This is a genomic window from Skermanella rosea, from assembly GCF_016806835.2.
In the GTDB taxonomy this organism is placed as follows: domain Bacteria; phylum Pseudomonadota; class Alphaproteobacteria; order Azospirillales; family Azospirillaceae; genus Skermanella; species Skermanella rosea.
The window spans coordinates 3,404,534-3,428,492 of the sequence record NZ_CP086111.1 but is presented as its reverse complement, the minus strand read 5'-3'; the positions used below and the strand labels follow the sequence as shown (position 1 = coordinate 3,428,492).

The window sequence follows — 23,959 nt, the reverse complement described above, 5'->3', positions numbered from 1 at the left end:
TGATGCCGACGATCCTCAGACTGATCACCCGGGTGGTCCCCGGACTTCTCCTCGCCGTCTTCCTGATGGCCGCGGCTCCGGCGGCGCAGGCCCAGCTGGACAAGGTCCCTGCGCCGAACCCGCCCTCCCAGAAGGAGGAGGTCGAGCTTTTCCAGAACCTTCAGGGCAAGATCCAGGGCTATGTCAGCATTCCCGACGGCAAGCTGGCGACCCTGGTCCAGCCCCAGGGACGCGACTGGCGGGAGTTCCGCAACTACTACGGCCGCATCATCTCCCTGGTCGTCATGGGCGGGATGCTGCTGGGGTTGGCGGTGTTCTATCTGTTCCGCGGCAAGATCCGGATCGCCGCCGGCCGGGCGGGGCGGACGATCACCCGGTTCATGCCGATCGACCGTTTCGCCCATTGGCTGACGGCCACCAGCTTCATCGTCCTGGCGCTGACCGGGTTGATGCTGATCTTCGGCAAGCCGGTGATGATCCCGCTGTTCGGGCACGAGGCCTTCACGGCCATGGCCACCTTCGGGAAGTACGCCCACAACTTCCTGAGCTTCCCCTTCGTGCTCGGCATCCTGATGATGCTGGTGCTGTGGATCAAGGACAACATCCCGGAAAAGGCCGACCTGACCTGGATCAAGCAGGGCGGCGGCTTCCTGAACAACGGGATGCATCCCGAGGCCGGCCGCTTCAACGCCGGCCAGAAGATGATCTTCTGGACGATCGTCCTGGGCGGCCTCGCCATGGCGCTCAGCGGCTACATGCTGATGTTCCCGTTCTATCTGACGGGCGTCAACGGCATGCAGATCGCCCACGTCGTCCATACGCTGGGCACGGCGGTGCTGGTGGCCGTCATCTTCGGCCACATCTATATCGGCACGATCGGGATGGAGGGCGCCTTCGACGCCATGGGCAACGGCGAGGTGGACCTCAACTGGGCCCGCGAGCACCATGCCGGCTGGCTGAAGACCCAGGGCATCTCGACCGACACCCGCGACGGCCCCAGCAAGGTGCCCACGCACCGCGACCCTCACTCCCCCGGCTTGCCAGCGGAGTGAGACAGGATGCCTGTAGGCCAGGAACGGGTCTACGGTTCCTTCTGAAGGTGCGGCCGTCATCCCCGATGACGGCCGCACCTTCGTTTTTGGAACTTGTTCATCCTGATGCCGGGATCCATCCCCACCATCGACTTTCACTTCAGCTCGGTTTGACCGCATAAGGCGGTAGGTCGGCCTCGGCCCGCCGGGCCGACGCCGACGGCATGCGGAAGGCCCGGAATCTGCTCCGCTCAAACAGGTTGCGGGTTCCCGAGGAAGAAGATAATATTCCTACTATCTTCCGCATTCCACTTGCGTGAAACGCCCCGTCGCGTCAGCTCCGCCTTTCGCCGATTAAGCGCCTACCGGCCATCTCTCTGCCGGTCCCGCTCCATGCCGGCGGGATCGATGATGACGGATGCTGACATTTGCGGCCAAGCGGGGGAGGGGTGGAGGATCAGTCGTTCCGCCACCCATGTCGAAGCCCTCGGGATTTATGCCAAATTGCCAGCTGGTACGAAAATATCCTAAGAGGTATCTCTTCGCCGTACCCGTCAGAGGTGTCCCCATGTTCGCGTCGCATCGCCCCATCCGTATCCTGGTCGCCTTCGCGCTGATGATCTGGATGTCAGCATTCCATTCGGCCGCCGCCGCAACGCTCGCGGCGCCGAGCGGGCCGGTCGTGCTGACCGTCAGCGGCAAGATCTCTCAGACCAACGGCGCCGCCGGGGCGCAGTTCGACGTCGCGATGCTGGAAGCCTTGCCCGGCCGGGTGGCTAAGGTGACGACCCCCTGGGCGGAAGGTGTGAACGCGTTCGAGGGGCCGCTCGCCCGGGCCGTTCTGCAGGCGGTCGGAGCGAAAGGCTCCAAGCTTCGGATCACGGCGCTGAACGATTATTCCGCCGAAGTCCCGTTCGACGATTTCATGAAGTTCGATGTCATACTCGCGCTGAAGAAGAACGACGTCTATCTGCCGGTACGCCATCAGGGACCGATTTTCGTGATCTACCCCTTCGACACCAATCCGGATCTCTACAACGAAGTTTATTTCGGTCGCTCGGTCTGGCAGGTAAAGAGCATTGAGGTCCAGTGAGCCGGTGCATTCGCACCGTGGCCGCAGTGCAATGGTTCTTCCGTCCATGCCGTCAATCAGGAGGTGGCCGATCGTGATCCAGTCCCTGCGCGCGCGGCTGCTGCTCGCGCTCAGCGGCTTGCTGTTCGGCTCCTGCGTCGTGCTGCTGGCCCTCCTGATCGATCGCCAGGCGGAAGTCGAGAACAGCGTGCGCGAGGACGCGGTCTGGGCGGTCTATCAGTTGGACCGCGAGACGGTGAAGCTGGAGTCGGCGCTCGCGACTTATGTCGCCAGTCCGTCGCCGGAACATGCGGGCGAAGTGTCTCTCCGGTACGACATCCTGTTCAGCCGGACCAACCTGCTCCGCGGCGGCCAGCTGGCCGGCATCATCGCGATCAATCCGGCCGACCGCGACCTTGCGGAGCGGATCGTCACCGAGATCGAGTCGCTGTCGCCCTATGTCGAACTGACCGCGGTGGAGCCGTTCCGCGAGGCGGTCCGCCGGTTGCGGCAATTGACGGAACAGCAGCTGGTCAGGATGAACGCCCGCCGCTCGGCGGACATGGTGGATTTTCGCGAGCGCACCCACCGTCTTTCGACCCTGCTCGCGATCTGCGTCGCGGCGCTGGCGGCCAGCATGGCGGGGCTTGTGTTCCTGCTGTTCCGGCAGCTTCGGGACCTCCACCGCGCCCGCGTCCGGCAGACGGCGCTGGCCGCCGACCTCGAGCAGGCCCTGTCCGCCGCGGAGGCCGCGAACCGCGCCAAATCCGTCTTCCTGGCGACGATGAGCCACGAGATCCGCACGCCGATGAACGGCGTCATCGGCATGGCCGACCTGCTGCTGGAGACTCCCCTCGGTCCCGAGCAGCGGCGTCAGGCCCAGGTGATCCTGACCTCGGCGGAGGCCCTGCTGACGGTGCTCAACGACATCCTGGACTTCTCCAAGATGGAGGCCGGGCGTCTCGAACTCGACGATGCCGACTTTGAGCTCGAGCCGCTGGTCCGGGGCGTGGTCGATCTGCTGACTCCCGGTGCCGCCGAGAAGGGCATCGCGATGGAGGCGGTGATCGATCCCGCGGCGCGCGTGGCGCTCCGGGGCGACGCCGGCCGGGTCCGCCAAGTCCTCATGAACCTGGTTGGAAACGCGGTGAAATTCACGCCCCAGGGTAGCGTCGGCGTCCTGGTCGAGGTAGGGGCTCCGGGGGAGTTGAAATTGTCCGTCCGGGACAGCGGCATCGGGATATCCGAGCAGGGACGGGCCGGACTGTTCCAGATGTTCAATCAGGTCGACGGGCAGGAGCGCGGAAAGTCCGGCGGCACCGGCCTCGGCCTCGCCATCAGCCGGCGCCTCGTGGAGATGATGGGCGGGCGCATCGGCGTCGAGAGCGTCCAGGGCAGCGGAAGCACCTTCTGGTTCACCTTGCCGCTGAGGCCGGCGCTAGGATCGGTCGAGGCCGTACCGGCCAAGCCGGAACCGCCGGGCGCCGGGCTTGCCGCGTCGGCGGCGCACGTGTCGGGCCGGTTGCCTGCACAGCTTTCCCAGGCGGGCGACGGCCGGCCGTTGCGGATCCTGGTGGCGGACGACAATCCGGTGAACCAGCAGGTGGCCGCAGGCATGCTGAAGCGGCGCGGGCATGTGGTCGACGTGGTCGGCAACGGCATCGAGGCGGTCGACCGCGTCGAACGGGGCGGCTACGACCTGGTGCTCATGGATATCGAGATGCCGGAGATGGACGGCTTCGACGCGACCCGCTGCATCCGCGCGCTCGGCGGTGATGCGTCCACGATCCCGATCATCGCGCTGACGGCCCATGCCATGCGCGGCGACGAGGCCCGCTGCATCGATGCCGGCATGAGCGACTACATGCCCAAGCCGATCAGCCGGGCCCGGCTCGACGAGGTCGTGCGGACCTGGGGCCGCGACAGGGTCCCGCCGGAGAACGCGGGATTCGCCGCGCCCATCGTCGACCCGAACGCGCTGGAGGATCTGCTGGAGACCATGGGACCGGATGCCGGCAAGCTGTTCGAGACGTTCCTGAAGGACTCCGGGGGCCGCATCGGCAGGGTCCGCGACCGTCTGGCGGCCGGGGACTTCGGGGCGGTGGAAGTTGAACTGCACAGCCTGTCGGGCGCCGCGGGAACGCTCGGGCTGCCGGCGCTGGTGGCGGCCAGCGAAAGGCTGCGCACCGCGGTCGCGGGACGCGGCGACGGGATAGCCGGGGCGCAGCCAGCCCTCGGCCGGATGGTGGATCGGCTCGAAGCGGACCTGGCCGACGCCCGCCGCGCCCTGCTGTCGCGTAAACTCGCGGCGTGAACCGGAACCTGGATCGGGAGGATGCAATGACCACCATGGACCTGCTGATCGTCGACGACAATCCGGCGAACCTGATGCTGATGAGCCGCTACGCCCAGGCGATCGCCGGCGCTTCCGTCCATGGCGTGGGCTGCGCGTCCGAAGCCCTGGACTGGTGTGACGGGCACGATGTCGACCTGGTCGTCACGGACTTCATGATGCCGAAGATGGACGGTCTCGAATTCCTGCACCGCCTTCGGGGCATCGGGAACACGGCCGAGGTTCCGGTCATCATGGTGACCGGGCAGGGGGCCAAGGAATTCCGGCGCGAAGCGCTGGTCCGAGGGGTCACCGACTTCCTGAGCAAGCCGATCGATCGCATCGAGTTCACCGCGCGGTGCCGCAACCTGCTGGAACTCCGGGCCAGCCATCGTCGGCTGCGGGAGCAGGCGGCGAACGAACTGATCATGCGGCTGTCGCGCTCCATCGAATCCCGGGACAGCGAGACCGGTGCCCACCTGGACCGGATGGCACGCTACGCCCGGGTCATCGCGGCGGGCGTCGGGATGTCCGACGCGATGCAGGAGCGTATCCAGATGGCCGCTCCCATGCACGATGTCGGCAAGGTGGCGGTTGCCGACGAGATCCTGTTCAAGCCGGGCCGTTACACGCCGGAAGAATACGAGATCATGAAGCTGCACACTGTCCACGGCTACCGTATCCTGGACGACAGCTCCTCTCCCCTGATCCGCCTCGCGGCATCGATCGCGCTGACCCATCACGAGAAATACGACGGCACCGGGTATCCCGAGGGCCTCAAGGGGGAGGAGATCCCGCTGGCAGGCCGCATCATCGCCATCGCCGACGTTTTCGACGCGCTGACCACCCGGCGTCCGTACAAGGCGGCATGGTCCCTGGAGGAGGCGCTGGCGTTCCTTCGGGACAATGCCGGGACGCATTTCGATCCGGTCTGCATTGATGCCTTCTTCGCCAACCTGCCCGCCGTGCTGAAGATCCGGGCGGAGTTCACGGACTGAGCTGTCGTCCCATCCAGCAAGCCGCATATTGCAATGCCTGACAATGCGGATTCGCGAATTGCACATCGCAGCCGATGGTTTCGCAGCAAATCCGATGAAAAATAGGCCCTATGGCTGTTTCGGCGTAGGCTGAAAGTCGGATAAATACTTGGCATTTGCTGTGCAAATTGTCTCCTCATGAGTTGAGCCCTTATAGATCACTCGCGAGGTATACAAATGAATCCCAATCCATCCCAGGGTACCGGCATCGTCGATCTCGCCGAAGTCCGCGCCGCCCGCAGCCGCGCCGCCGCTTCCCGGGAGGTTCCCTATGCGGTGACCGCGGCCGAACTGTTCCGCGACCTCGAGACACAGGCCGAGATGATCGGCGAGGTTGCCGGACGTATGGTGGCTGAGCTCGCCAGCTTCTCGGACGACCTTGGGGACGCCCTGGAGGAGGCTCTCGTGGTCAGGCAGTTCTGCGCCGATTGCCAGGACGCCCTGCTGTTGGAGGACATCGACGCGATGGAACGGGCCCGCGACCGGCTGGCAGCCGAGTTCGCGATCCTGGAGATCGGCATGAACCGCTCGGCCGGGAGCTAGGGCCAGAGGTTTCCCCTGGCCTCCACGTAGGTCGCGGCGATCTGGATCAGCGCCAGGAAGGCCACGACCGCCGCGGCGAGGCCGCTGATCAGGTTGGCCCTGCGGCGCGCCTCCAGGTGCGCCCGGCGCTTCGCCTCGGCCGCGCGCTTCTCGGCCGCGTTGACCATCCTGCGGGTGATCGAGAGTTCCCCGCGCCGGCCGTTGTTGGACCATTCCACGACCAGGGTGCTGGCCTTGCCCGCCTCGATCATGCGGCGGGCGAACTCCCGGGCGATCCTGGACGAGGGGAACTCGCCCATCAGTTCGCCCGTGTTGTCGACGACCCGGTAGAACTCGCCGCCTTCGGTACCCGCCCTGGCGTTCGCGTCAGCCATGCCGCTGCCCCCCGCCGGCCGGTTCAGGACGGAGTGCGGGCATTGAGCCTGCCCAGCCTGGCCGCCATCTCATGGTCGATCTGTCCGGTCCGCCAGTCCTCGTTCTGCTGGACGATGCGGGTCTGCCGGCGCTGGGGATCGCCCGTTTCCGTCCGGACTCCGGAGTTGGCCTCGCTCCTGGGGACCACCGGAATGATCCGCATGATCTCGTTGATGCGCTGGCGCTTGGGAACCGACCGGTCGGAATTGGTGTCCTCCCAGAGATCGCAGACATAGGTCCAGCCGTCCAGCAGCCAGGACAGCCGCTCCATGCTCTGGCGGGTCGCGGGCAGGCGGCTGTCCCAGTCGGTCACGTAGCGGACGATGCCTGCGATGTCGCGGTCGATGTCGGCGATGATCCCGTTGCCGATCCTCAAGGTAAGCTGCGCCACGTCGGCCAGCGTCCGGGCGGTGCCGCCCGACTCGCCCCGGACGACCTCGTCGCGGAACTGGTTCAGGCGGTGCAGAAGCTGGCGCAGCCGTCCGCGCTGCCCTTCGATCTCGAACCCGATGGGCTGGATCACGTCGCCCAGCTCGGTGATGCGCTGGTGGCAGACCTCGGGGGTGGTGCCGATGCCGTCGCCCAGCCGGCGGAACGCCTGGCGGACCATGGCCTTGCCTTCGGGCGAGTTGATGTTGATCAGGGCCAGCGTCGCCCGGTCGGTGTTGACTCCGGTCGCCTCGATCACCTTCAGCATCAGGAAGAAACTGCTGGCCAGCTTCTCGGTCACCTCCTGCTCGATCGATCGGGAGGCCATGTCGATCAGTTCCGGGCCGCCCAGCCCTGTCCGCGCCACCCGATAGGCTGCCAGCCGGATCTTGTCCGGAGTGGTGGCGTCGGAATAGGAGATTTCGGCATGAAGCGCCTTGTCGTGCAGGGTGAGCCGAACGACCTGCGGGATGCTCGCCCAGGGGAAGACATAGGTGCAGCGCCCACCGGAGAAGCCGTTCACCAGCACTTCCAGGCTCCCGCGGGCGCCGCGGCGCAGGCGGGAATAGGCCAGTTCGGGCGTCGTGAAGGGGATCGTGGTGCCACGCTCCTCGAACGTGGACGGCACCATGTCCTGGACGACATCCGCGACTTGGCTGATGGCCGAGGTACCAGTCATTCCAACCCTCAAAATGCAACCGTCCGGCAAGATCGCCGCCCATTCTTCGATATCTACCATTTTAGACATTCTTGGGAGATATCCAACTATATAAAGAGGTATAAGCAGATATGGGTAATCGTAATAGTGTTCCAGAAGAGCACTCGTTGGTTAAAAATCCAGTTAATCCACCAATGCCGTTCCAGTCCCGAGAACTATTCCTATCGATAGTATGTAAATTTTTACGTGTGCCGGCTATCATGCCTGGAGTGGCCGAAGGACAGAGACATGCTTCAGTTGCCGGAAAGAAAGGCGCTCGACGAGTTGTCGGAGGACAAGGTCAGGATGGTGTATGCCCTGGCCGACAAGATGCCCGACGACGCGTTGCGCGGAATGTTCAAGGACCAGCTTCGCCATCGGCTGAAGAAGATCCGTCCGCTGCGCAGGCTCACCGCGGAGCGGCTCTTCTGCCTGCCCTTCGAAAGCCTGCTGTGCAACGAACCGGCCCGTCCGCGGCCCCTGGGCAGCATCCCGCGCAGCAGCGTCTCCCCCTTGTGGGCGCTGGTGCTCGAGCACCTGGACGACGCCGAGGCGGCGCGGCAGGTGGATGCTTCCGGCGAGTACCTGATGGACGAGCCGTGCCCGTTGTCCGTCCACCGGCAGCTCTTCGCATCCTTCGCCCGCGCGGTGGAGGGGATCCATTCCAGGCTGGCGGCGGACCGTTCCTTTCCCAAGGCCCTGGCGCAGCGGCATCCCGACCTGCCCGACGTCATCCAGGAAGTGCATGCGCTCTACCAGATGCGCGATGCCATCATGACCGCCCGGCGCCAGATCATCGCGTCCGAACAGCTGATCGGGATCGGCGACCAGTATGTCCAATCGGTGATCTCGCTCGGCCGCGAGGCTGCCTCCCGGAAAGGCGACCAGCGCTGGTTCAAGCTGTTCTTCATGGTGCTCCTGATGGATCCGGACTTGGCGGACCACACCGCTCCGCTGATCGAGGCCCTGGCCGAGAGCAACGGCAGCCGCGGCGGACCCTCGGTCGCCTCCGACCTGTGCGAGGCGCTGGTCACGAAGGAGGGCGAGACCCTCAAGGCGGGATTCGCCATGCCGCTGGAAACGGCAGGCGACCTCGACGACGCGGCTGAAAAGGTCAGGGCGGCGATCGAGAGCCTCGGCGTGCTGCGTGTCGCTGCGCCGCACCTGACCCGGCAGGTCGGCCAGCGGATCGACAAGGTCGAAGAGCGAATCCACGATTTCCTGAGCGACCGGTTCACCAAGGCCGCGGAGGAAAACGTCGGCTCCTTCGTTTCTTCCCCGGGCGGCGGCCTGCCGAGCGCCGAGGAGATCGCCGCCCTGACACGGGCCGTGCTGGCGGTCGCGAAGGTCAACAACGCGGTGAAGCAGCAGTTCGAGGTTCCCGCCGAACTGAAGGCCCTGACGGCCGATACCATCTCGGGGGTGGCCGGGCGTCTGGAGCGGATCGCCTCGGACCGGGCCGCCGCCGGGAATCGCGAGAAGCAGAACGCGCTATCCGTCGCGGTCCAGGTCGCCCGCTCGCTCGAGCCGATCAGCAGCGAGGAAACCGTGCTGGGGATGCTGGAGGACTGCGCCGTCCGGCTCGGTTTCGCCGCGAGCGCCGATCCAGCGCAATTCCTGCTGAAGATCATCCATGCCATGAATGCCAACCATGAATAGAGCCATGGCCAGGGGGACGGAAGCGGGCCGATCCCCGTCCGCCGGCGATGCCCAGGCGCTCCGCCTCGCCTACGACTACGCGCCGTCGACTTTCGACGAGCGCGGCACCACCGTTCCCTTCACCACGCCGGAGCTGGCGTTCTCCCGGGTCCGGCGCGACACCAGGACCAACCATCTGGAGGTGTTGGTGACGGGCTTCTCCGGATGCCGCTCGATTTATGTCTTTCCCTGGGACGGATTGTCCTCCGTGATGCGGCTGACCCTGCACGATCGGGCGCTCCAGGCGGAGATCAGCTTGGCCGACGCGATCACGCCGATGCGCATGCGGCTCGCGGCCCATCGGGTCGCCAAGACCGGGCTGGCCGGGGTGGAGGCGGCGGAGGCTGCCGGGGCCGCCATGGCCCGTATCGCCCGGGAAGAGAAGATCAATCAGGAGGCCATGCTGCGCCGGGTCGTCCGGTTGACCGGCGTGCTCGACAGGACGACCGACGACCTGATGCAGCGCGTCCGCGGCCGGGTCGGGGAGACGCTGATCATCCAGGTCGCCGACGCCTTCGCGCGCCTGGTGGGCCAGCCTCCGGGGCAGTGCCGGGCGCGCATCCTCGAACTGAGCGACGCGGTCGGACCGCTGGGCTTCGCCGGCGACGAGGATTCCGGTTACCTGCGCCGGATCCTGCGCCGGGTCGGCGACCTGCGCAACTCGATCTCGGCCGCCAATATCGGCGCGACCGGGCATCTGGCCGGCGAGACCGCCGGCGTCACCGCCCGCATGGCCGAGCGGATGATCGCCGAGATCGACCGCGAGCTTCAGAACCTGCCGGCCTTTTTCGCCGGCTGGGACGCAAACATCCTCCGCCTGCGCCAGAGCATCGACCGGCTGGCCTGGCTGCTCGACGGCTGGCTCGACGTCTGCGAACTCTGGCAGGCCGCCATGGCCGACCGGCAGAACATCGACCATCGCCGCATCGCGGAGATCATGCGCGTCATCCCGCTGGTCCCGAAAAGCGAGTGCGAGAACACGGTCCGGGTCACGATGGACAACCTGGCCGGCATCCGCCACCGGATCGTCCAGCAACTCCAGGACTGGCGGACCGGCGAGATCGACTATGAGATCGTCGGCCGGATAGAAACGATCAAGGCGCGCACGGCAGCACTTTGACTGGATCGCGGTTTACGGTGGAGTATGGTTGGGGCCAGACGACCTGATCTCACGCCCTGACCGGGCAACGCCGGGAACACCGATGATGAACAAGTCCGTACAGGTGGGATCCCTCACCTTCGCCAACGACAAGCCGTTCGTGCTGATCGCCGGCCCCTGCCAGCTGGAGAGCCGGGCCCACGCGCTGGAGACCTCCCAGGCGCTGCTGGAGATCACCCGCAAGCTCGGCCTGGGGCTGATCTACAAGTCGTCGTTCGACAAGGCCAACCGGACCTCGGTCAACACCGCCCGCGGCCTCGGCCTGGAGAAGAGCCTGCCGATCCTCGCCGAGGTGCGCGAGACCCACGGCATCCCCGTGCTGACCGACATCCACGCGCCCGACCAGTGCGCGGCGGTGGCGGAGGCCGTGGACATCCTCCAGATCCCCGCCTTCCTGTGCCGCCAGACCGACCTGCTGCTGGCCGCCGGTGCCACGGGCCGGGCGATCAACGTCAAGAAGGGCCAGTTCCTGGCTCCCTGGGATATGAAGAACGTCGCGGCGAAGATCGCCAGCACCGGCAACGAGAACATCCTGCTGTGCGAGCGCGGCGTCAGCTTCGGCTACAACACGCTGGTGTCCGACATGCGGTCGCTGCCGATCATGGCCGAGACCGGCTATCCCGTGGTGTTCGACGCGACCCACTCCGTCCAGCAGCCGGGCGGGCAGGGCGGCACCTCCGGCGGCCAGCGGGAATTCGTGCCCGTCCTGGCGCGCGCCGCCGTCGCGATCGGCGTCGCCGCCGTGTTCATGGAGACCCACCAGGACCCGGACAATGCGCCGAGCGATGGCCCCAACATGGTGCCGCTGTCCCGCATGGCGGAAGTGCTGGGCGACATGGTCGAGTTCGACCGCATCGCCAAGAGCCGGCCGGTCGGGCGGCTGATGCGGTAGGGGAAAACCCATGCTGACGCGCCACGACGACTACGCCGAGCTGTATCGGTCGTTCGCCTGGACGGTGCCGGAGCGCTACAATATCGGCGTCGATGTCTGCGACCGCCATGCCGATGATCCGGCCCGCGTCGCCCTGATCGTGGAGGAGGAGGACGGCACCGTCCGGCGCCACACCTTCCGCGACCTGTACCACCAGTCGAACCGTCTCGCCAACGTGCTGGCCGCGCACGGGGCGGTTCGGGGCGACCGGCTGGCCGTACTGTTGCCTCAGTCGCCGGAAACCGCCATCGCCCACATCGCGGGCTTCAAGGCCGGGTTGATCACCATCCCGCTGTTCGCCCTGTTCGGCGAGGAGGCCCTGGAATACCGTCTTTCCGACAGCGGCGCCCGCGTGCTGGTAACCGACATGGCAGGCTATGCCAAGCTGGCCCCTCTGCGCGACCGGCTGCCCGGCCTGACGCTGGTGCTGTGCATCGACGGGGCGCCGGAAGGCACGCTCGGCTTCCACGAGGCGCTCTCCCGCGCGTCGGACAGCTTCACGCCGGTCGATACCGGACCGGACGATCCCGCCGTGATCATCTACACCTCCGGCACCACCGGCAGCCCGAAGGGCGCGCTGCACGGACACCGGGTGCTGCTCGGCCACCTGCCGGGCGTGGAACTGCCGCACGAGTTCTTTCCGCAACCCGGCGACCTGTTCTGGACGCCGGCCGACTGGGCCTGGATCGGCGGGCTGTTCGACGTGCTGATGCCGTCGCTGCACCATGGCGTTCCCGTGCTGACCCACCGGTTCCGCAAGTTCGATCCGCAGCAGGCGATCGACCTGATGAAGCGGCACGGAGTCCGCAACGTCTTCCTGCCGCCGACCGCGATCAAGCTGATGCGGCAGGCCGGCGTGACGGGGGAGGGGCTGTCGCTCCGCACCGTCGCCAGCGGCGGCGAAACGTTGGGAGGCGAACTGCTGGACTGGGGACGTACGGTGTTCGGCGTCACGATCAACGAGTTCTATGGCCAGACCGAGTGCAACGTCGTGGTCGGCAACGCGGCTCCGCTCGGGTTCAGGACGGGGTCCATGGGCCGGGCGGTCCCCGGCCACCGGGTCGCCGTGATCGACCCGCAGGGCAACGAACTGCCGGACGGTGAGGTCGGCTCGATCGCGATCCGCCGCCCGGACCCGGTGATGTTCCTGGGCTACTGGAACAAGCCGGAGGCCACCGCCGACAAGTTCGTCGGCGACTGGCTGGTCACCGGCGACCTGGGCCGCCGCGACGAGGAGGGCTTCTTCTGGTATGTCGGGCGCGACGACGACGTGATCACCAGCGCCGGGTACCGGATCGGGCCGGGCGAGGTCGAGGAATGCCTGCTCGGCCACCCGGCTGTGGCCCTGGCCGCCGCGATCGGCGTGCCCGACCCGATCCGGACCGAGCGGGTGAAGGCCTACGTCGTGCTGCGCCCGGGGCGCGAAGCGTCGGACGATCTCGCCCGTGACATCCAGGAGTTCGTCAAGACCAGGCTTGCCGCCCACGAGTACCCGCGGGAGGTCGCTTTCGTCCCCGAACTGCCGATGACGGTGACCGGCAAGGTCATGCGCCGCGTGCTGCGCCAGCAGGCGGCCGGGGAAGCGGGCGGTCGGGATTGAAGCCGGCGCCGGGGCGGACGAGCCCGTCCCGGATCATGCCGGAATAGACCCCGATCACCTCGTCCTTGCTCAGCCGCCCGCCCGGCTTGAACCAGGTGCAGACCCCGGTCAGCATGGCGAGGATGCCGAAGGCGGCGACGGTGGTGTCGGCGGTGGTGAAGTCGCCGCGCGCCGCGCCCTCGTCCAGGATATCGATCAGCCGGCGCTCGTAGCGGCCGCGCAGGTCCACGATCACGTCGTAGTTCTTCGGCTCCAGGCTGCGCAGCTCGGAATAGCTGATGAAGACCTCCCGCTTGCGGGCGATGTGGTACTCGACATGGAACCGGATGAAGGCATCCAGCCGGTCGGCCGGGGCGTCGATGCCCTCCAGCGCCCGGTCTAGCCGGGCGATCAGTTCCTCCATGTGAACCCGGATCAGGTCGAACAGCAGATCCTGCTTCGTCGAGATATGGTTGTAGAGGGACCCGACCTGGAGGCCGACCTCCGAGGCCAGCTGGCGCAGGCTCATCGCCTCGTAACCCTGCCGGTAGATCAGGCGCAGCCCGGCCTTTCGGATCGCTTCCAGAGTCCTGGTTCCGTTGGATCCCGCGGTGCGTGCCATGATGGCGTTCCTCAGCTCTATGCTGCCCGGTTCATAGCAAATTCGAAAGCCGGGGCAATCCTGGGCGTCATGCCCTATTATGCGGCCGATACGACGTTGCGCGAAGAGAAATAAAAACGTATGTTCGTATTTAAACGAGCCCGGCGGCGCTGCCCGGGCGATGCCCAGCGGGAGGAGCGGACACAATGGCGATACCCACCCACAGCGAACTCGATTTCGGCCTCGGTTCGGACCTGGAGATGCTGCGCGACACCGTGCGCACCTTCGCGCAGGAGAAGATCGCCCCGCGCGCGGCGGAGATCGACGCCAAGGACGACTTTCCGATCGATCTGTGGCCGGCCATGGGCGAGCTGGGCCTGCACGGCATCACGGTGTCGGAGGAGTTCGGCGGGGTGGACATGGGCTATCTCGCCCACGTCGTCGCGATGGAGGAGATCAGCCGCGCCTCGGCCTCGGTCGGGCTCAGCTACGGCGCTCACTCCAACCTGTGCGTCAACCAGATCAACCGCTGGGGCACGCCGGAACAGAAGAACCGCTACCTGCCCAAGCTGCTGTCCGGCGAGCATGTCGGGGCGCTCGCCATGTCCGAGCCGGGCGCCGGCTCCGACGTGGTCTCGATGCGGCTGCGCGCCGACCAGCGCGGCGACCGCTACGTGCTGAACGGCTCCAAGATGTGGATCACCAACGGCCACTATGCCGAGACGCTGGTGGTCTACGCCAAGACCGATCCGTCCGCCGGCCCGCGCGGCATCACCGCGTTCCTGATCGAGAAGGGCTTCAAGGGCTTCCGCCCGGCGCAGAAGCTGGACAAGCTGGGCATGCGGGGCTCCCCCACCTCCGAACTGGTGTTCGAGGACTGCGAGGTGCCGGAGGAGAACGTGCTCGGCCCCGTGGGCAAGGGCGTCAACGTCCTGATGTCCGGCCTCGACTACGAGCGCGCCGTCCTGGCCGCCGGCCCGGTCGGCATCATGCAGGCGGCCCTCGACGTGGTCGTTCCGTACGTCCACGAGCGCAAGCAGTTCGACACCCCGATCGGCGAGTTCCAGCTGGTCCAGGGCAAGCTTGCCGACATTTATACCCGGCTGAACGCCTGCCGCGCCTATGTCTATGCCGTGGCCCGCGCCTGTGATGCCGGCAAGACGACCCGCAAGGACGCGGCCGGAGCCATCCTGTACGCGGCCGAGGCGGCGACCCAGGTGGCGCTGGATGCCATCCAGCTGCTGGGCGGCAACGGCTACATCAACGAATACCCGACCGGCCGCCTGCTGCGCGACGCCAAGCTGTACGAGATCGGCGCCGGCACCAGCGAGATCCGGCGCATGCTGATCGGCCGCGAGCTGTTCAAAGAGACGGCCTGAGACCCGCCATGACAATCCTGAAATCCGCCATCGACACCCGCGACTCCGCCTTCGCCGACAACGCCGAGGCGATGCGCGGGCTGGTCGCCGACTTGCGCGACAAGGTCCACGAGGTCAAGCAGGGGGGAGGGGCCAAAGCCCGCGACCGCCATCTTTCCCGCGGCAAACTGCTGCCGCGCGACCGCGTCCGTACGCTGCTCGATCCCGGCACGCCGTACCTGGAATTCTCCCAGCTGGCGGCCCACGGGGTCTACGATGAGCCGATCCACGCCGCCGGCATCCTGACCGGCATCGGCAGGGTGTCGGGGCGGGAATGCGTGGTGATCGCCAACGACGCGACGGTCAAGGGCGGGACCTATTTCCCGCTGACCGTCAAGAAGCACCTGCGCGCCCAGGAGATCGCCCGGGAGAACAACCTTCCCTGCATCTATCTGGTGGACAGCGGCGGCGCCAACCTGCCGAACCAGGATGAGGTGTTCCCCGACCGGGACCATTTCGGCCGCATTTTCTACAACCAGGCCACCATGTCGGCCCAGGGCATCCCGCAGATCGCGGTGGTGATGGGAAGCTGCACGGCGGGCGGCGCCTATGTCCCGGCCATGAGCGACGAGTCGATCATCGTGCGGAAACAGGGCACCATCTTCCTCGGCGGCCCGCCGCTGGTGAAGGCCGCGACCGGCGAGGTCGTCTCGGCGGAGGATCTGGGCGGAGCCGACGTCCATAGCCGGACCTCCGGCGTGACCGACCACTACGCGCTGAACGATGCCCACGCGCTGAGCATCGCGCGGCGGATCGTCGGCAACCTGAACCGGCCGAAGCGGCCCCAGGTGGAACTGCGCGCCCCGGCCGAGCCGCTCTACGCCGCCGAAGAGATGTACGGCATCATCCCGAGCGACACGCGGAAGCCCTTCGACGTGCGCGAGGTGATCGCCCGGATCGTGGACGGTTCCGAGTTCGACGAGTTCAAGCAACTCTACGGCACCACGCTGGTCTGCGGCTTCGCCCACATCTTCGGCTACCCCGTCGGCATCATCGCCAACAACGGCATCCTGTTCTCGGAGTCGGCGCTGAAGGGCGCCCATTTCATCGAGCTATGCTGCCAACGCGGCATCCCGCTGGTGTTCCTCCAGAACATCACCGGCTTCATGGTCGGCAAGAAGTACGAATCCGGCGGCATCGCCAAGGACGGCGCCAAGCTGGTCACGGCGGTCGCCTGCGCTCAGGTGCCCAAGTTCACGGTCGTGATCGGCGGCAGCTTCGGCGCCGGCAATTACGGCATGTGCGGCCGGGCGTTCGGTCCCCGCTTCCTCTGGATGTGGCCCAACTCCCGCATCTCGGTGATGGGCGGGGAGCAGGCCGCCGGCGTGCTGGCCCAGGTCCGGCGCGACGGCATGGAATCCCAGGGCAAGAGCTGGAGCGCCGACGAGGAGGAGGCGTTCAAGGCGCCGATCCGCGAGCAGTACGAGCACCAGGGCCATCCCTATTACGCCAGCGCCCGGCTGTGGGACGACGGCATCATCGACCCGGCCGATACCCGAATGACCCTCGGCCTCGGCATCTCCGCCGCCCTCAACGCCCCGATCCCGCCGCCGAAGTTCGGCGTGTTCCGAATGTGATGGGAAAGGGCAGGGCAAAAGGCAGGGAGGAAACGCCGATGGACAGCACCAGCATCCTGACCGACATCCGGGACGACGGGATCGCCACCGTCACCATGAACCGGGCGGAGGTCCACAACGCCTTCAACGATCAGGTCATCGCCGAGATGACCGCGACCCTGCGGCGCCTGGGCGAGGACGACCGGGTGCGTGCGGTCGTGCTTCGGGCCGCGGGGAAAAGCTTCTCGGCCGGGGCCGACCTCGGCTGGATGCAGCGGATGGCCGGCTACGGCCCTGACGAGAACCTGCGCGACGCCGAGGGTCTGGCCGAGCTGATGCGGACCCTCAACTTCCTGCCCCGGCCCACCGTCGCGGTGGTGCAGGGCGCCGCTTTCGGCGGCGGGGTCGGGCTGGTCGCCTGCTGCGACATCGCGATCGCGGCCGAAGGGGCCTCCTTCAGCCTGTCGGAAGTCAAGCTGGGCCTGATCCCGGCCGTCATATCACCCTATGTGGTGGCGGCGATCGGCGAGCGGGCGTCGCGGCGCTATTTCCTGACGGCGGAGCGGTTCGCCGCCGACGAGGCGCTGCGCATCGGGCTGGTCCATCAGGTGGTCCCGGCGGACAAGCTGGACGAGACGCTGGACAGCGTCCTGGCGCGTTTGGCCGATGGCGGACCCGCCGCGCAGAAGGCGGCCAAGGACCTGATTTTCGCCGTCGCGCACCGGCCCGTGAACGCCGCCGTGATCCGTGACACCGCCGAACGCATCGCCACCATCCGCGCCTCGTCCGAAGGGCGCGAGGGTCTGGCGGCGTTCCTCGAAAAGCGCAAGCCGGCCTGGACGGCGAGGTAGACACCATGTTTTCCAAGATCCTGATCGCCAACCGCGGCGAGATCGCCTGCCGGGTCATCCGTACCGCCAAGCAGCTCGGCATCCGCACCGTCGCGGTCTATTCCGACGCGGATGCCGGCGCCCTGCATGTGGAAATGGCCGACGAGGCCTGGCACATCGGTCCGGCGCCGGCCCGCGAGAGCTATCTGCGCGGCGACGCCATCCTGGAAGTGGCGAAGCGTTCCGGCGCCGAGGCGATCCATCCCGGCTACGGCTTCCTGTCGGAGAATGCCGGCTTCGCCGAAGCCTGCGAACGGGCCGGCGTCGTCTTCATCGGCCCGCCGGCGTCGGCGATCCGCGCCATGGGCGGCAAGTCCGAGGCGAAGGCGCTGATGGAGAAGGCCGGCGTTCCGCTGGTGCCGGGCTATCATGGGGAGGACCAGGACCCGGACCTGCTGCGCGCCGAAGCCAGCCGCATCGGCTACCCGGTGCTGATCAAGGCGTCGGCCGGCGGCGGCGGCAAGGGCATGCGGGTGGTCGCCGGACCGGAGGAGTTCGACGACCAGCTGAACGGCGCCAAGCGGGAGGCGATCAACGCCTTCGGCGACGACCGCGTGCTGATCGAGCGTTACGTCACCCGGCCGCGCCACGTGGAGATCCAGGTCTTCGCCGACACCCACGGCGGCTGCGTCTACCTGTTCGAGCGCGACTGCTCGATCCAGCGCCGCCACCAGAAAGTGGTGGAGGAGGCGCCGGCCCCCAACCTGGACCCGGACACCCGCCGCCGCATGGGCGAGGCCGCCGTGGCCGCCGCCCGGGCGATCGGGTATGTCGGGGCGGGAACGGTGGAGTTCCTGCTGGACGAGGACGGTTCTTTCTTCTTCATGGAGATGAACACCCGCCTTCAGGTCGAGCATCCGGTGACGGAGTACATCACCGGCCAGGACCTGGTGGAATGGCAACTCCGCGTCGCTTCCGGCCAGCCGCTGCCGCGGACCCAGGACCAGTTGCACATCCACGGCCACGCGATCGAGGTCCGGCTCTATGCCGAGGACCCGCAGAAGGGCTTCCTGCCGCAGACCGGCCGCCTGGACCATCTGGTCTTTCCGCCGCTCGATTTCGGCATTCGGACCGATACCGGGGTGCGCGCGGGCGACACCATCTCGATCCATTACGACCCGATGATCGCCAAGCTGATCGTCAAAGGGGAGGACCGGGCGGCCGCGGTGCGCAAGCTGCGCGGCGCCCTGGCCGCGACCCAGGTGGTCGGACTGGCGGCGAACACCGACTTCCTGCTGGCCATCGCCTCCCATCCGGCGTTCCTCGCGGCCGATCTCGACACCAAGTTCATCGAGCGGTACCAGGACGACCTGCTGCCCGAACCCGCCCCGGCCGACGACGAGGTGCTGGCGCTGGCGTCGCTCGCGGTGCTGCTGGACCGCTCGGCCAAGGCGCGGGCCGTGGCGGCGGCATCGGCCGACCCGTACAGCCCGTGGGCGGGCAGCGACGGCTGGCGGCTGAACGATGACGCCCACGACACGCTGACGTTCCGCGACGGAGGGACGGACCGGCCGGTCCATCTGATCTACCGCCGCGGCAGCTACCGGCTCGATCTTCCCGGCGGCACCGTCGAGGCGTCGGGCCGGCTCGCCCGCGACGGCACGCTGTCCGCCGACCTGGGCGGCCGGCGGCTGGAGGGCACCGTCGTCCGCCGGGGCGCCGATATCGCCGTCTTCCGCGAGCATGGTAGCCACCGCCTGACCCTGATCGAGCCGCTGGCCGGGGCCGACGCCGCGGAAGCGCCGGGCAGCCGCCTGATCGCCCCTATGCCAGGCAAGATCATCGCCGTGCTGACCGAACCTGGAGCCGTGGTCACCAAGGGCCAGCCGCTGGTGGTGATGGAGGCGATGAAGATGGAGCACACCATCAAGGCGCCCGCTGACGGCACCGTCGAGAAGGTCCGCTACGCCGTCGGCGACCAAGTCGAGGACGGCGCCGAGCTGATCGGCTTCGCGGAGACCTCGACGCCGTGAATCCGCCGGCCCAGGAACTGCAGGTCCGCAGGTCGGAGCTTGCATTTTAGAAGCAGGCCGGACAAGTTCCGGCCCAGCGGGAAAACTCAGGGAGAAATAACATGTCCAGGATGCTTGCGACGGTAGGGGCGATCGCGCTCGGTTCGCTCCTGGCGACGCCTGTCATGGCGCAGGAGACGGTGACCATCGGCGCCATCGAGATCCTGTCCGGGCCGAGTGCCGCCTACGGCACCGCCATCAAGGGCGGGCTCGAACTGGCGATGGACGAGATCAACGCCAAGGGCGGCGTGCTCGGCGGCAAGAAGCTGGCGCTCATCGTCGAGGACTCGGCCGGCAACAAGGACCAGGCGGTGAACGCCGCGCGCAAGCTGGTCGGCCGCGACAAGGTGCCGGTCGTGATCGGCCCGACGCTGTCCAACGAGATGTTCGCCGTCGGCCCGGTCACCAACGGCCGCGAGGTGGTCACGGTCGGCACCTCGACCACGGCCAAGGGCATCACCGAGATCGGCCCGTTCATCTTCCGCACGTCGCTGCCGGAATCCGACGTCGTCCCGGTCACGCTGAAGACGGCGCAGGAGAAGTTCGGCATCAAGAAAATCGCGATGATGTACGCGAACGACGACGCCTTCAGCAAGTCGGGCTTCGACAGCATGAAAGCCGCGGCGGAGGAGTTGGGGCTGGAGATCGCGACGATCGAGACCTTCGGCAGCAAGGACACCGACTTCTCGGCCCAGCTGACCAAGATCAAGGGCCTCGGCGTCGACGCCATCACGATCTCGGCGCTGGTCGAGCCGATCTCCGGAGTTGTCCTCCAGGCGCGCCAGCTCGGCATTCCCAGCAGCGTCCGCTTCATCGGCGGCAACGGCGCCAACTCGCCGAAGCTGGGGGAAATCGCCGGTGCCGCGGCCGATGGCCTGCTGGTCGGCAGCCCCTGGTTCATCGCCAAGAAGGACGAGGCGAACCAGAGGTTCGTGGCCGATTACAAGAAGCGGAATGGCAAGGACCCGGACCAGTTCGCGGCCCAGGCCTATGACACGATGTACATCGTGGCCCAGGCGATCGACCGGGCGGGTGCGGCCGAGAGCGATAAGATCCGCCAGGCGCTCTACAAGACCGACTTCAACGGCGTCATGGGGCCGTTCACCTTCACCGAGGGCCGCGACCCGGCCTCGAACGAAGGCGTCGTCGTGCTGTCCATGAAAAACGGCCGGTTCGAAATACTGGAGTAGTTCCAGCCTGCGCACCGTGCTAAGGGAGGCCCGCCCTCACGGCGGGCTTCCGCTTTGCGGGACGTTTCTCGACTTGTATATGGCGCCTACCTTCCATGCTGTCCCAACAATTGGTCAACGGCCTGGTGCTGGGATCGACCTACGCGCTTTTCGCGCTGGGGTTCACGCTGATCTTCGGCGTGCTCCGGGTCATCAACCTGACCTATGGCTTCTATTTCTCGGTCGGCGCCTTCGTGGCCCTGACCGCCGCGCGCGAGCTTGGCGCCAACATCTGGGTGGCGCTGCCGCTTGGCGCGGTTGCGGCCGGGCTGGTGGCCGTCGTCGCGGACTGGCTCCTGCTGACGCGGCTGCGCCGGGCCAAGGCCGGTGAGTTGGCGTCGCTGATGGTGACGCTGGGCGCGGTGCTGGCGCTCTACTCGCTGATGGCGGTCTTCATCGGCACCGACATCCAGCGCTTCCCCTTCGGCTTCGTCGACAACTCCGCCCTGGAATTCGGTGATGTCCGGATCTCCACGGTGCAGATCCTGATCATCGGCACCACGCTGGTGCTGGTGGCCCTGCTGTTCGTGCTGCTCCAGCGCACCAAGCTTGGCCTGATGATCCGCGCCCTGGCGGAGAACGAGGATGCCGCCCGCCTGATGGGCATCAATGTCGGCCTGACCGTCGCCGCCGTCTCCTTCCTGTCCGGCATGCTGGGCGGGGCGGCGGGCGTCCTGATCGGCCTGAACTTCAACGCGATCCAGCCTTTCATGGGCGAGCACATGATGCTCCGGGGCTTCGCCGTCATCATCATCGGCGGCCTGGGCGACATCCGCGGCGCGTTGATCGCCGGCGTGCTGCTGGGCCTGCTGGAAGTGCTGACCGCCGGCTACATCTCGTCCAATGCCAGGGAGGCGGTCGCCTTCACCATCCTGGTGCTGACCCTGTGGTTCCGCCCGGTCGGCCTGTTCGGCCGCGCCCAGGCGAAGAGGGCCTGACACCAATGCCCATCTGGCTCGACGATTTCCTGTTCACCTACGAGACGCTGATCCACGCCCTCGGGGTCCACGGGCTGCTGGCCCTGTCGATGTATTGCGTGATGGCCGTGGGGCAGCTCTCCCTGGGGCAGGCCGCCTTCATGGGGATCGGCGCCTATACCGGAGCGCTGCTGACGCTGAAGCTGGGGCTGCCGTTCTGGCTGGTCCTGCCGCTGTCGGCGCTCGCGCCGGCCCTGGTAGCGCTGGTGATCGGCGGCCCGACGCTGCGGCTCAGCGGCGTCTATCTCGCGATCTCCACCATCGCGCTGGGCGAGGTTCTGCGCGTCCTCTACATCAATGCCGAAGGGCTGACCGGCGGCGCGCTGGGTCTGTCCGGCATCCCGCGCAAGGCGGACCTGTGGCTGATCTACCTGCTGCTCCTGCTCGGCGTCGTCGGCTTCTGGATGGTCGGGCGGTCGAAGATCGGCCGCGCCATGGAGGCGATGCGCGAGGACGAGGCGGTGGCCGGCGTCATGGGCGTCAACCTGCCGCGCTACAAGCTGGGGGCGCTGATCGTCTCCTCCATGCTGGCGGGGTTGGCCGGATGCCTGACGGCGCACAGCAACAGCTTCATCGGCCCCAATGAATTCGGTTTCGAGATGGCCGTTACGATCCTCAGCTTCGCGCTGCTGGGTGGCATCGGCACCCCGATCGCCCCGGTGATCGGCGCCATGATCCTGACGGCGCTGCCCGAGGTGCTGCGTCCGCTCCAGGACTTCCGACTGGTGATCAACGGGCTGATCATCGTCGTCGCGGTGCTGTTCCTGCCGCGCGGCGTCATTCCCTTCAGGCTGAGGCGGGCGCCATGACCATCCTGCTTTCCGCCCGGCAGATCTCCAAGCAGTTCACCGGGCTGCTGGCCGTCAACGAGGTCGACGTCGATGTGGCGGCGGGTTCCGTCCACGGCATCATCGGCCCCAACGGGGCCGGCAAGACGACGTTCTTCAACCTGGTCTCGGGTCTGCTGCCGCCGACCTCGGGCACCCTGACGCTCGACGGGCACGACATCACCGGGGCGGCGCCGTACGAGCGGACGCGGATGGGCGTCGCCCGGACGTTCCAGAATATCCGCATGTTCTCCGACATGACGGTGGTCGAGAACGTCATGACCGGGATGCACACGCGCCTGGACTCCTCCGGCCTCGCGGCGCTGCTGCGCCTGCCCGCGTTCCGGCGGGAAGAACGGGCGGCCAAGGCGAAGGCGATGGAATTGCTGGAGTTCGTGCGTCTCGCCGACAAGGCGGGGCTGCGGTCCGGCGACCTGTCCTATGGCGACCAGCGCCGGCTGGAGATCGCCCGCGCCCTGGCCGGCAATCCGCGCCTGCTGCTGCTGGACGAACCCGCCGCCGGCATGAACCCGACCGAGACCCGCGACCTCGCGGCGCTGCTCCGTCAAGTGGCCCGGCGCGACATCACGCTGCTGCTGGTCGAGCACAACATGGGCTTCGTCATGGACCTGTGCGACCGCATCACCGTGCTGAACTTCGGCCGCAAGATCGCCGAGGGCACCGCCCGCGAGGTGCGCGACGATCCGGCCGTGATCGAGGCCTATCTCGGCACCAAGGTTGCCGAACGTCTGGCGAAGGCGCACGGCGCATGAGCACTCTTCTCGAAGTATCCGGCCTTCACCTGGGCTATGGCAGGACCACGGCGGTCAAGGGGATCGACCTGTCTGTCCCGGTCGGCGGCGTGGTCTGCCTGATCGGCGCCAACGGGGCCGGCAAGACCACCACCATGCGCGGCTTGGCCGGCCTGCTGAAGCCGACGGCCGGTACCGTCCGCTTCGACGGCGCCGACATCACCGGCAGTGCCGCTCACCGCATCGCCCGGCTGGGCATCCGGCAAGTCCCGGAGGGTCGGCAGGTCTTCGCCGAGATGACCGTGGACGAGAATCTCCAACTCGGCGGGCTCCAGGCGCCCGGTGCGTCCGAGTACGCCAAGCGCCGCGACCGCGTGCTGGAGCGCTTTCCCCGCCTGCGCGAGCGGCTGGCCCAGCAAGCCGGCCTGCTGTCGGGCGGCGAGCAGCAGATGCTCGCCATGGGCCGCGCGCTGATGGGCGCACCCCGCCTGCTGCTGCTGGACGAGCCGAGCATGGGGCTGGCCCCCTTGTTCGTTGAGGAGATCTTCCGGATCATCGCCGACCTCAAACGCGAAGGAACGACCATCCTGCTGGTCGAGCAGAACGCCCAAGCCGCCCTGGAGATCGCCGACTATGCCTATGTGCTGGAGAGCGGCACGATAACGCTGCAGGGTCCGGGGCCGGAGATCGCCGAAAACCCGCAGGTTGCCGCGGCCTATCTGGGTGGCCATTGACGACTTAATCTGATATTCCCGCGGTATCTCGGCGGGATGTC

The 23,959-nt window shown here is 67.3% G+C and carries 21 protein-coding genes; 18 read left to right on the top strand and 3 right to left on the bottom strand.

Going from position 1 to position 23,959, the window contains the following annotated elements; genetic code table 11:
• The first annotated feature begins 2 nt into the window (after positions 1-2).
• From JL101_RS15915 to JL101_RS15895, 5 genes are all read left to right on the top strand, one after another.
• Positions 3-1,052 (top strand): formate dehydrogenase subunit gamma, encoded by a 1,050-nt coding sequence (locus JL101_RS15915; protein ID WP_203097300.1) that lies wholly within the window; start codon positions 3-5, stop codon positions 1,050-1,052.
• 547 nt (positions 1,053-1,599) lie between these two features.
• Entirely contained in the window at positions 1,600-2,124 is a 525-nt protein-coding gene (locus tag JL101_RS15910; RefSeq protein WP_203097299.1) for a molybdopterin-dependent oxidoreductase, read from the top strand.
• Positions 2,125-2,197: 73 nt separating this feature from the next.
• The gene (locus JL101_RS15905) at positions 2,198-4,417 is read left to right on the top strand and encodes an ATP-binding protein (protein ID WP_203097298.1); all 2,220 of its coding nucleotides are present in this window, start codon (positions 2,198-2,200) and stop codon (positions 4,415-4,417) included.
• Between the two features lie 26 nt (positions 4,418-4,443).
• A complete protein-coding gene (locus JL101_RS15900) occupies positions 4,444-5,433 on the top strand; it encodes an HD domain-containing phosphohydrolase (RefSeq protein ID WP_228434862.1) in 990 nt (329 codons plus the stop codon).
• Positions 5,434-5,649: 216 nt separating this feature from the next.
• A complete protein-coding gene (locus tag JL101_RS15895; protein ID WP_203097297.1) occupies positions 5,650-6,015 on the top strand; it encodes a hypothetical protein in 366 nt (121 codons plus the stop codon).
• Here the strand turns inward: JL101_RS15895 and JL101_RS15890 are convergent.
• Together JL101_RS15890 and JL101_RS15885 are read right to left on the bottom strand one after the other, a co-directional pair.
• A complete protein-coding gene (locus JL101_RS15890) occupies positions 6,012-6,389 on the bottom strand; it encodes a hypothetical protein (RefSeq protein ID WP_203097296.1) in 378 nt (125 codons plus the stop codon). The two genes, JL101_RS15895 and JL101_RS15890, sit on opposite strands and share 4 nt — an antisense overlap.
• Before the next feature lie 23 nt (positions 6,390-6,412).
• Positions 6,413-7,537, bottom strand: a complete 1,125-nt coding sequence (locus tag JL101_RS15885; RefSeq protein ID WP_203097295.1) for a hypothetical protein — start codon at positions 7,535-7,537, stop codon at positions 6,413-6,415.
• Positions 7,538-7,804: 267 nt separating this feature from the next.
• On the opposite strand from JL101_RS15885, the gene JL101_RS15880 reads away from it, so the two are divergent.
• The 4 genes from JL101_RS15880 (at position 7,805) to JL101_RS15865 (ending at position 12,943) form a co-directional block, all read left to right on the top strand.
• A complete protein-coding gene (locus JL101_RS15880) occupies positions 7,805-9,214 on the top strand; it encodes a hypothetical protein (protein WP_203097294.1) in 1,410 nt (469 codons plus the stop codon).
• Positions 9,215-9,218: 4 nt separating this feature from the next.
• Positions 9,219-10,373, top strand: coding sequence for a hypothetical protein (locus tag JL101_RS15875; protein WP_203097293.1), 1,155 nt, complete (start codon positions 9,219-9,221; stop codon positions 10,371-10,373).
• 82 nt (positions 10,374-10,455) lie between these two features.
• Positions 10,456-11,304, top strand: a complete 849-nt coding sequence (gene kdsA / locus JL101_RS15870) for a 3-deoxy-8-phosphooctulonate synthase (RefSeq protein ID WP_158046042.1) — start codon at positions 10,456-10,458, stop codon at positions 11,302-11,304.
• 10 nt (positions 11,305-11,314) lie between these two features.
• A complete protein-coding gene (locus JL101_RS15865) occupies positions 11,315-12,943 on the top strand; it encodes an acyl-CoA synthetase (protein ID WP_203097292.1) in 1,629 nt (542 codons plus the stop codon).
• On the opposite strand, the gene JL101_RS15860 is transcribed toward JL101_RS15865, so the two are convergent.
• Positions 12,888-13,544 carry a TetR/AcrR family transcriptional regulator gene (locus JL101_RS15860; protein WP_203097291.1) on the bottom strand — a complete coding sequence of 219 codons (657 nt, stop codon included), beginning with the start codon at positions 13,542-13,544 and terminating at the stop codon, positions 12,888-12,890. The two genes, JL101_RS15865 and JL101_RS15860, sit on opposite strands and share 56 nt — an antisense overlap.
• Positions 13,545-13,729: 185 nt before the next feature.
• Between JL101_RS15860 and JL101_RS15855 the strand changes: the two genes are divergently transcribed.
• From JL101_RS15855 to JL101_RS15815, 9 genes are all read left to right on the top strand, one after another.
• Positions 13,730-14,902, top strand: coding sequence for an isovaleryl-CoA dehydrogenase (locus tag JL101_RS15855; RefSeq protein ID WP_203097290.1), 1,173 nt, complete (start codon positions 13,730-13,732; stop codon positions 14,900-14,902).
• Between the two features lie 8 nt (positions 14,903-14,910).
• On the top strand, positions 14,911-16,518 hold the full coding sequence (locus tag JL101_RS15850; protein ID WP_203097289.1) for a carboxyl transferase domain-containing protein: 1,608 nt from the start codon (positions 14,911-14,913) through the stop codon (positions 16,516-16,518).
• Positions 16,519-16,556: 38 nt separating this feature from the next.
• Positions 16,557-17,348 (top strand): enoyl-CoA hydratase/isomerase family protein, encoded by a 792-nt coding sequence (locus tag JL101_RS15845; protein WP_203097288.1) that lies wholly within the window; start codon positions 16,557-16,559, stop codon positions 17,346-17,348.
• A gap of 5 nt (positions 17,349-17,353) precedes the next feature.
• A complete protein-coding gene (locus JL101_RS15840; protein ID WP_203097287.1) occupies positions 17,354-19,360 on the top strand; it encodes an acetyl/propionyl/methylcrotonyl-CoA carboxylase subunit alpha in 2,007 nt (668 codons plus the stop codon).
• Positions 19,361-19,461: 101 nt separating this feature from the next.
• Positions 19,462-20,589, top strand: coding sequence for an ABC transporter substrate-binding protein (locus JL101_RS15835; RefSeq protein ID WP_203097286.1), 1,128 nt, complete (start codon positions 19,462-19,464; stop codon positions 20,587-20,589).
• A 95-nt stretch (positions 20,590-20,684) separates the two neighbouring features.
• Positions 20,685-21,566 carry a branched-chain amino acid ABC transporter permease gene (locus JL101_RS15830; protein WP_201079586.1) on the top strand — a complete coding sequence of 294 codons (882 nt, stop codon included), beginning with the start codon at positions 20,685-20,687 and terminating at the stop codon, positions 21,564-21,566.
• Between the two features lie 5 nt (positions 21,567-21,571).
• Positions 21,572-22,414, top strand: a complete 843-nt coding sequence (locus tag JL101_RS15825) for a branched-chain amino acid ABC transporter permease (protein WP_203097285.1) — start codon at positions 21,572-21,574, stop codon at positions 22,412-22,414.
• Entirely contained in the window at positions 22,411-23,205 is a 795-nt protein-coding gene (locus JL101_RS15820) for an ABC transporter ATP-binding protein (protein ID WP_203097284.1), read from the top strand. The genes JL101_RS15825 and JL101_RS15820 overlap by 4 nt, the downstream gene beginning before the upstream one ends.
• Positions 23,202-23,918 (top strand): ABC transporter ATP-binding protein, encoded by a 717-nt coding sequence (locus JL101_RS15815; protein ID WP_203097283.1) that lies wholly within the window; start codon positions 23,202-23,204, stop codon positions 23,916-23,918. The genes JL101_RS15820 and JL101_RS15815 overlap by 4 nt, the downstream gene beginning before the upstream one ends.
• Positions 23,919-23,959: the final 41 nt, after the last annotated feature.

Coding starts and splice junctions, on each gene's coding strand:
- JL101_RS15915 (WP_203097300.1), top strand. CDS start 3: ATGCCGACGATCCTCAGACTGATCACCCGGGTGGTCCCCGGACTTCTC.
- JL101_RS15910 (WP_203097299.1), top strand. CDS start 1,600: ATGTTCGCGTCGCATCGCCCCATCCGTATCCTGGTCGCCTTCGCGCTG.
- JL101_RS15900 (WP_228434862.1), top strand. CDS start 4,444: ATGACCACCATGGACCTGCTGATCGTCGACGACAATCCGGCGAACCTG.
- JL101_RS15895 (WP_203097297.1), top strand. CDS start 5,650: ATGAATCCCAATCCATCCCAGGGTACCGGCATCGTCGATCTCGCCGAA.
- JL101_RS15890 (WP_203097296.1), bottom strand. CDS start 6,389: ATGGCTGACGCGAACGCCAGGGCGGGTACCGAAGGCGGCGAGTTCTAC.
- JL101_RS15885 (WP_203097295.1), bottom strand. CDS start 7,537: ATGACTGGTACCTCGGCCATCAGCCAAGTCGCGGATGTCGTCCAGGAC.
- JL101_RS15880 (WP_203097294.1), top strand. CDS start 7,805: ATGCTTCAGTTGCCGGAAAGAAAGGCGCTCGACGAGTTGTCGGAGGAC.
- JL101_RS15875 (WP_203097293.1), top strand. CDS start 9,219: ATGGCCAGGGGGACGGAAGCGGGCCGATCCCCGTCCGCCGGCGATGCC.
- kdsA (WP_158046042.1), top strand. CDS start 10,456: ATGATGAACAAGTCCGTACAGGTGGGATCCCTCACCTTCGCCAACGAC.
- JL101_RS15865 (WP_203097292.1), top strand. CDS start 11,315: ATGCTGACGCGCCACGACGACTACGCCGAGCTGTATCGGTCGTTCGCC.
- JL101_RS15860 (WP_203097291.1), bottom strand. CDS start 13,544: ATGGCACGCACCGCGGGATCCAACGGAACCAGGACTCTGGAAGCGATC.
- JL101_RS15855 (WP_203097290.1), top strand. CDS start 13,730: ATGGCGATACCCACCCACAGCGAACTCGATTTCGGCCTCGGTTCGGAC.
- JL101_RS15850 (WP_203097289.1), top strand. CDS start 14,911: ATGACAATCCTGAAATCCGCCATCGACACCCGCGACTCCGCCTTCGCC.
- JL101_RS15845 (WP_203097288.1), top strand. CDS start 16,557: ATGGACAGCACCAGCATCCTGACCGACATCCGGGACGACGGGATCGCC.
- JL101_RS15840 (WP_203097287.1), top strand. CDS start 17,354: ATGTTTTCCAAGATCCTGATCGCCAACCGCGGCGAGATCGCCTGCCGG.
- JL101_RS15835 (WP_203097286.1), top strand. CDS start 19,462: ATGTCCAGGATGCTTGCGACGGTAGGGGCGATCGCGCTCGGTTCGCTC.
- JL101_RS15830 (WP_201079586.1), top strand. CDS start 20,685: ATGCTGTCCCAACAATTGGTCAACGGCCTGGTGCTGGGATCGACCTAC.
- JL101_RS15825 (WP_203097285.1), top strand. CDS start 21,572: ATGCCCATCTGGCTCGACGATTTCCTGTTCACCTACGAGACGCTGATC.
- JL101_RS15820 (WP_203097284.1), top strand. CDS start 22,411: ATGACCATCCTGCTTTCCGCCCGGCAGATCTCCAAGCAGTTCACCGGG.
- JL101_RS15815 (WP_203097283.1), top strand. CDS start 23,202: ATGAGCACTCTTCTCGAAGTATCCGGCCTTCACCTGGGCTATGGCAGG.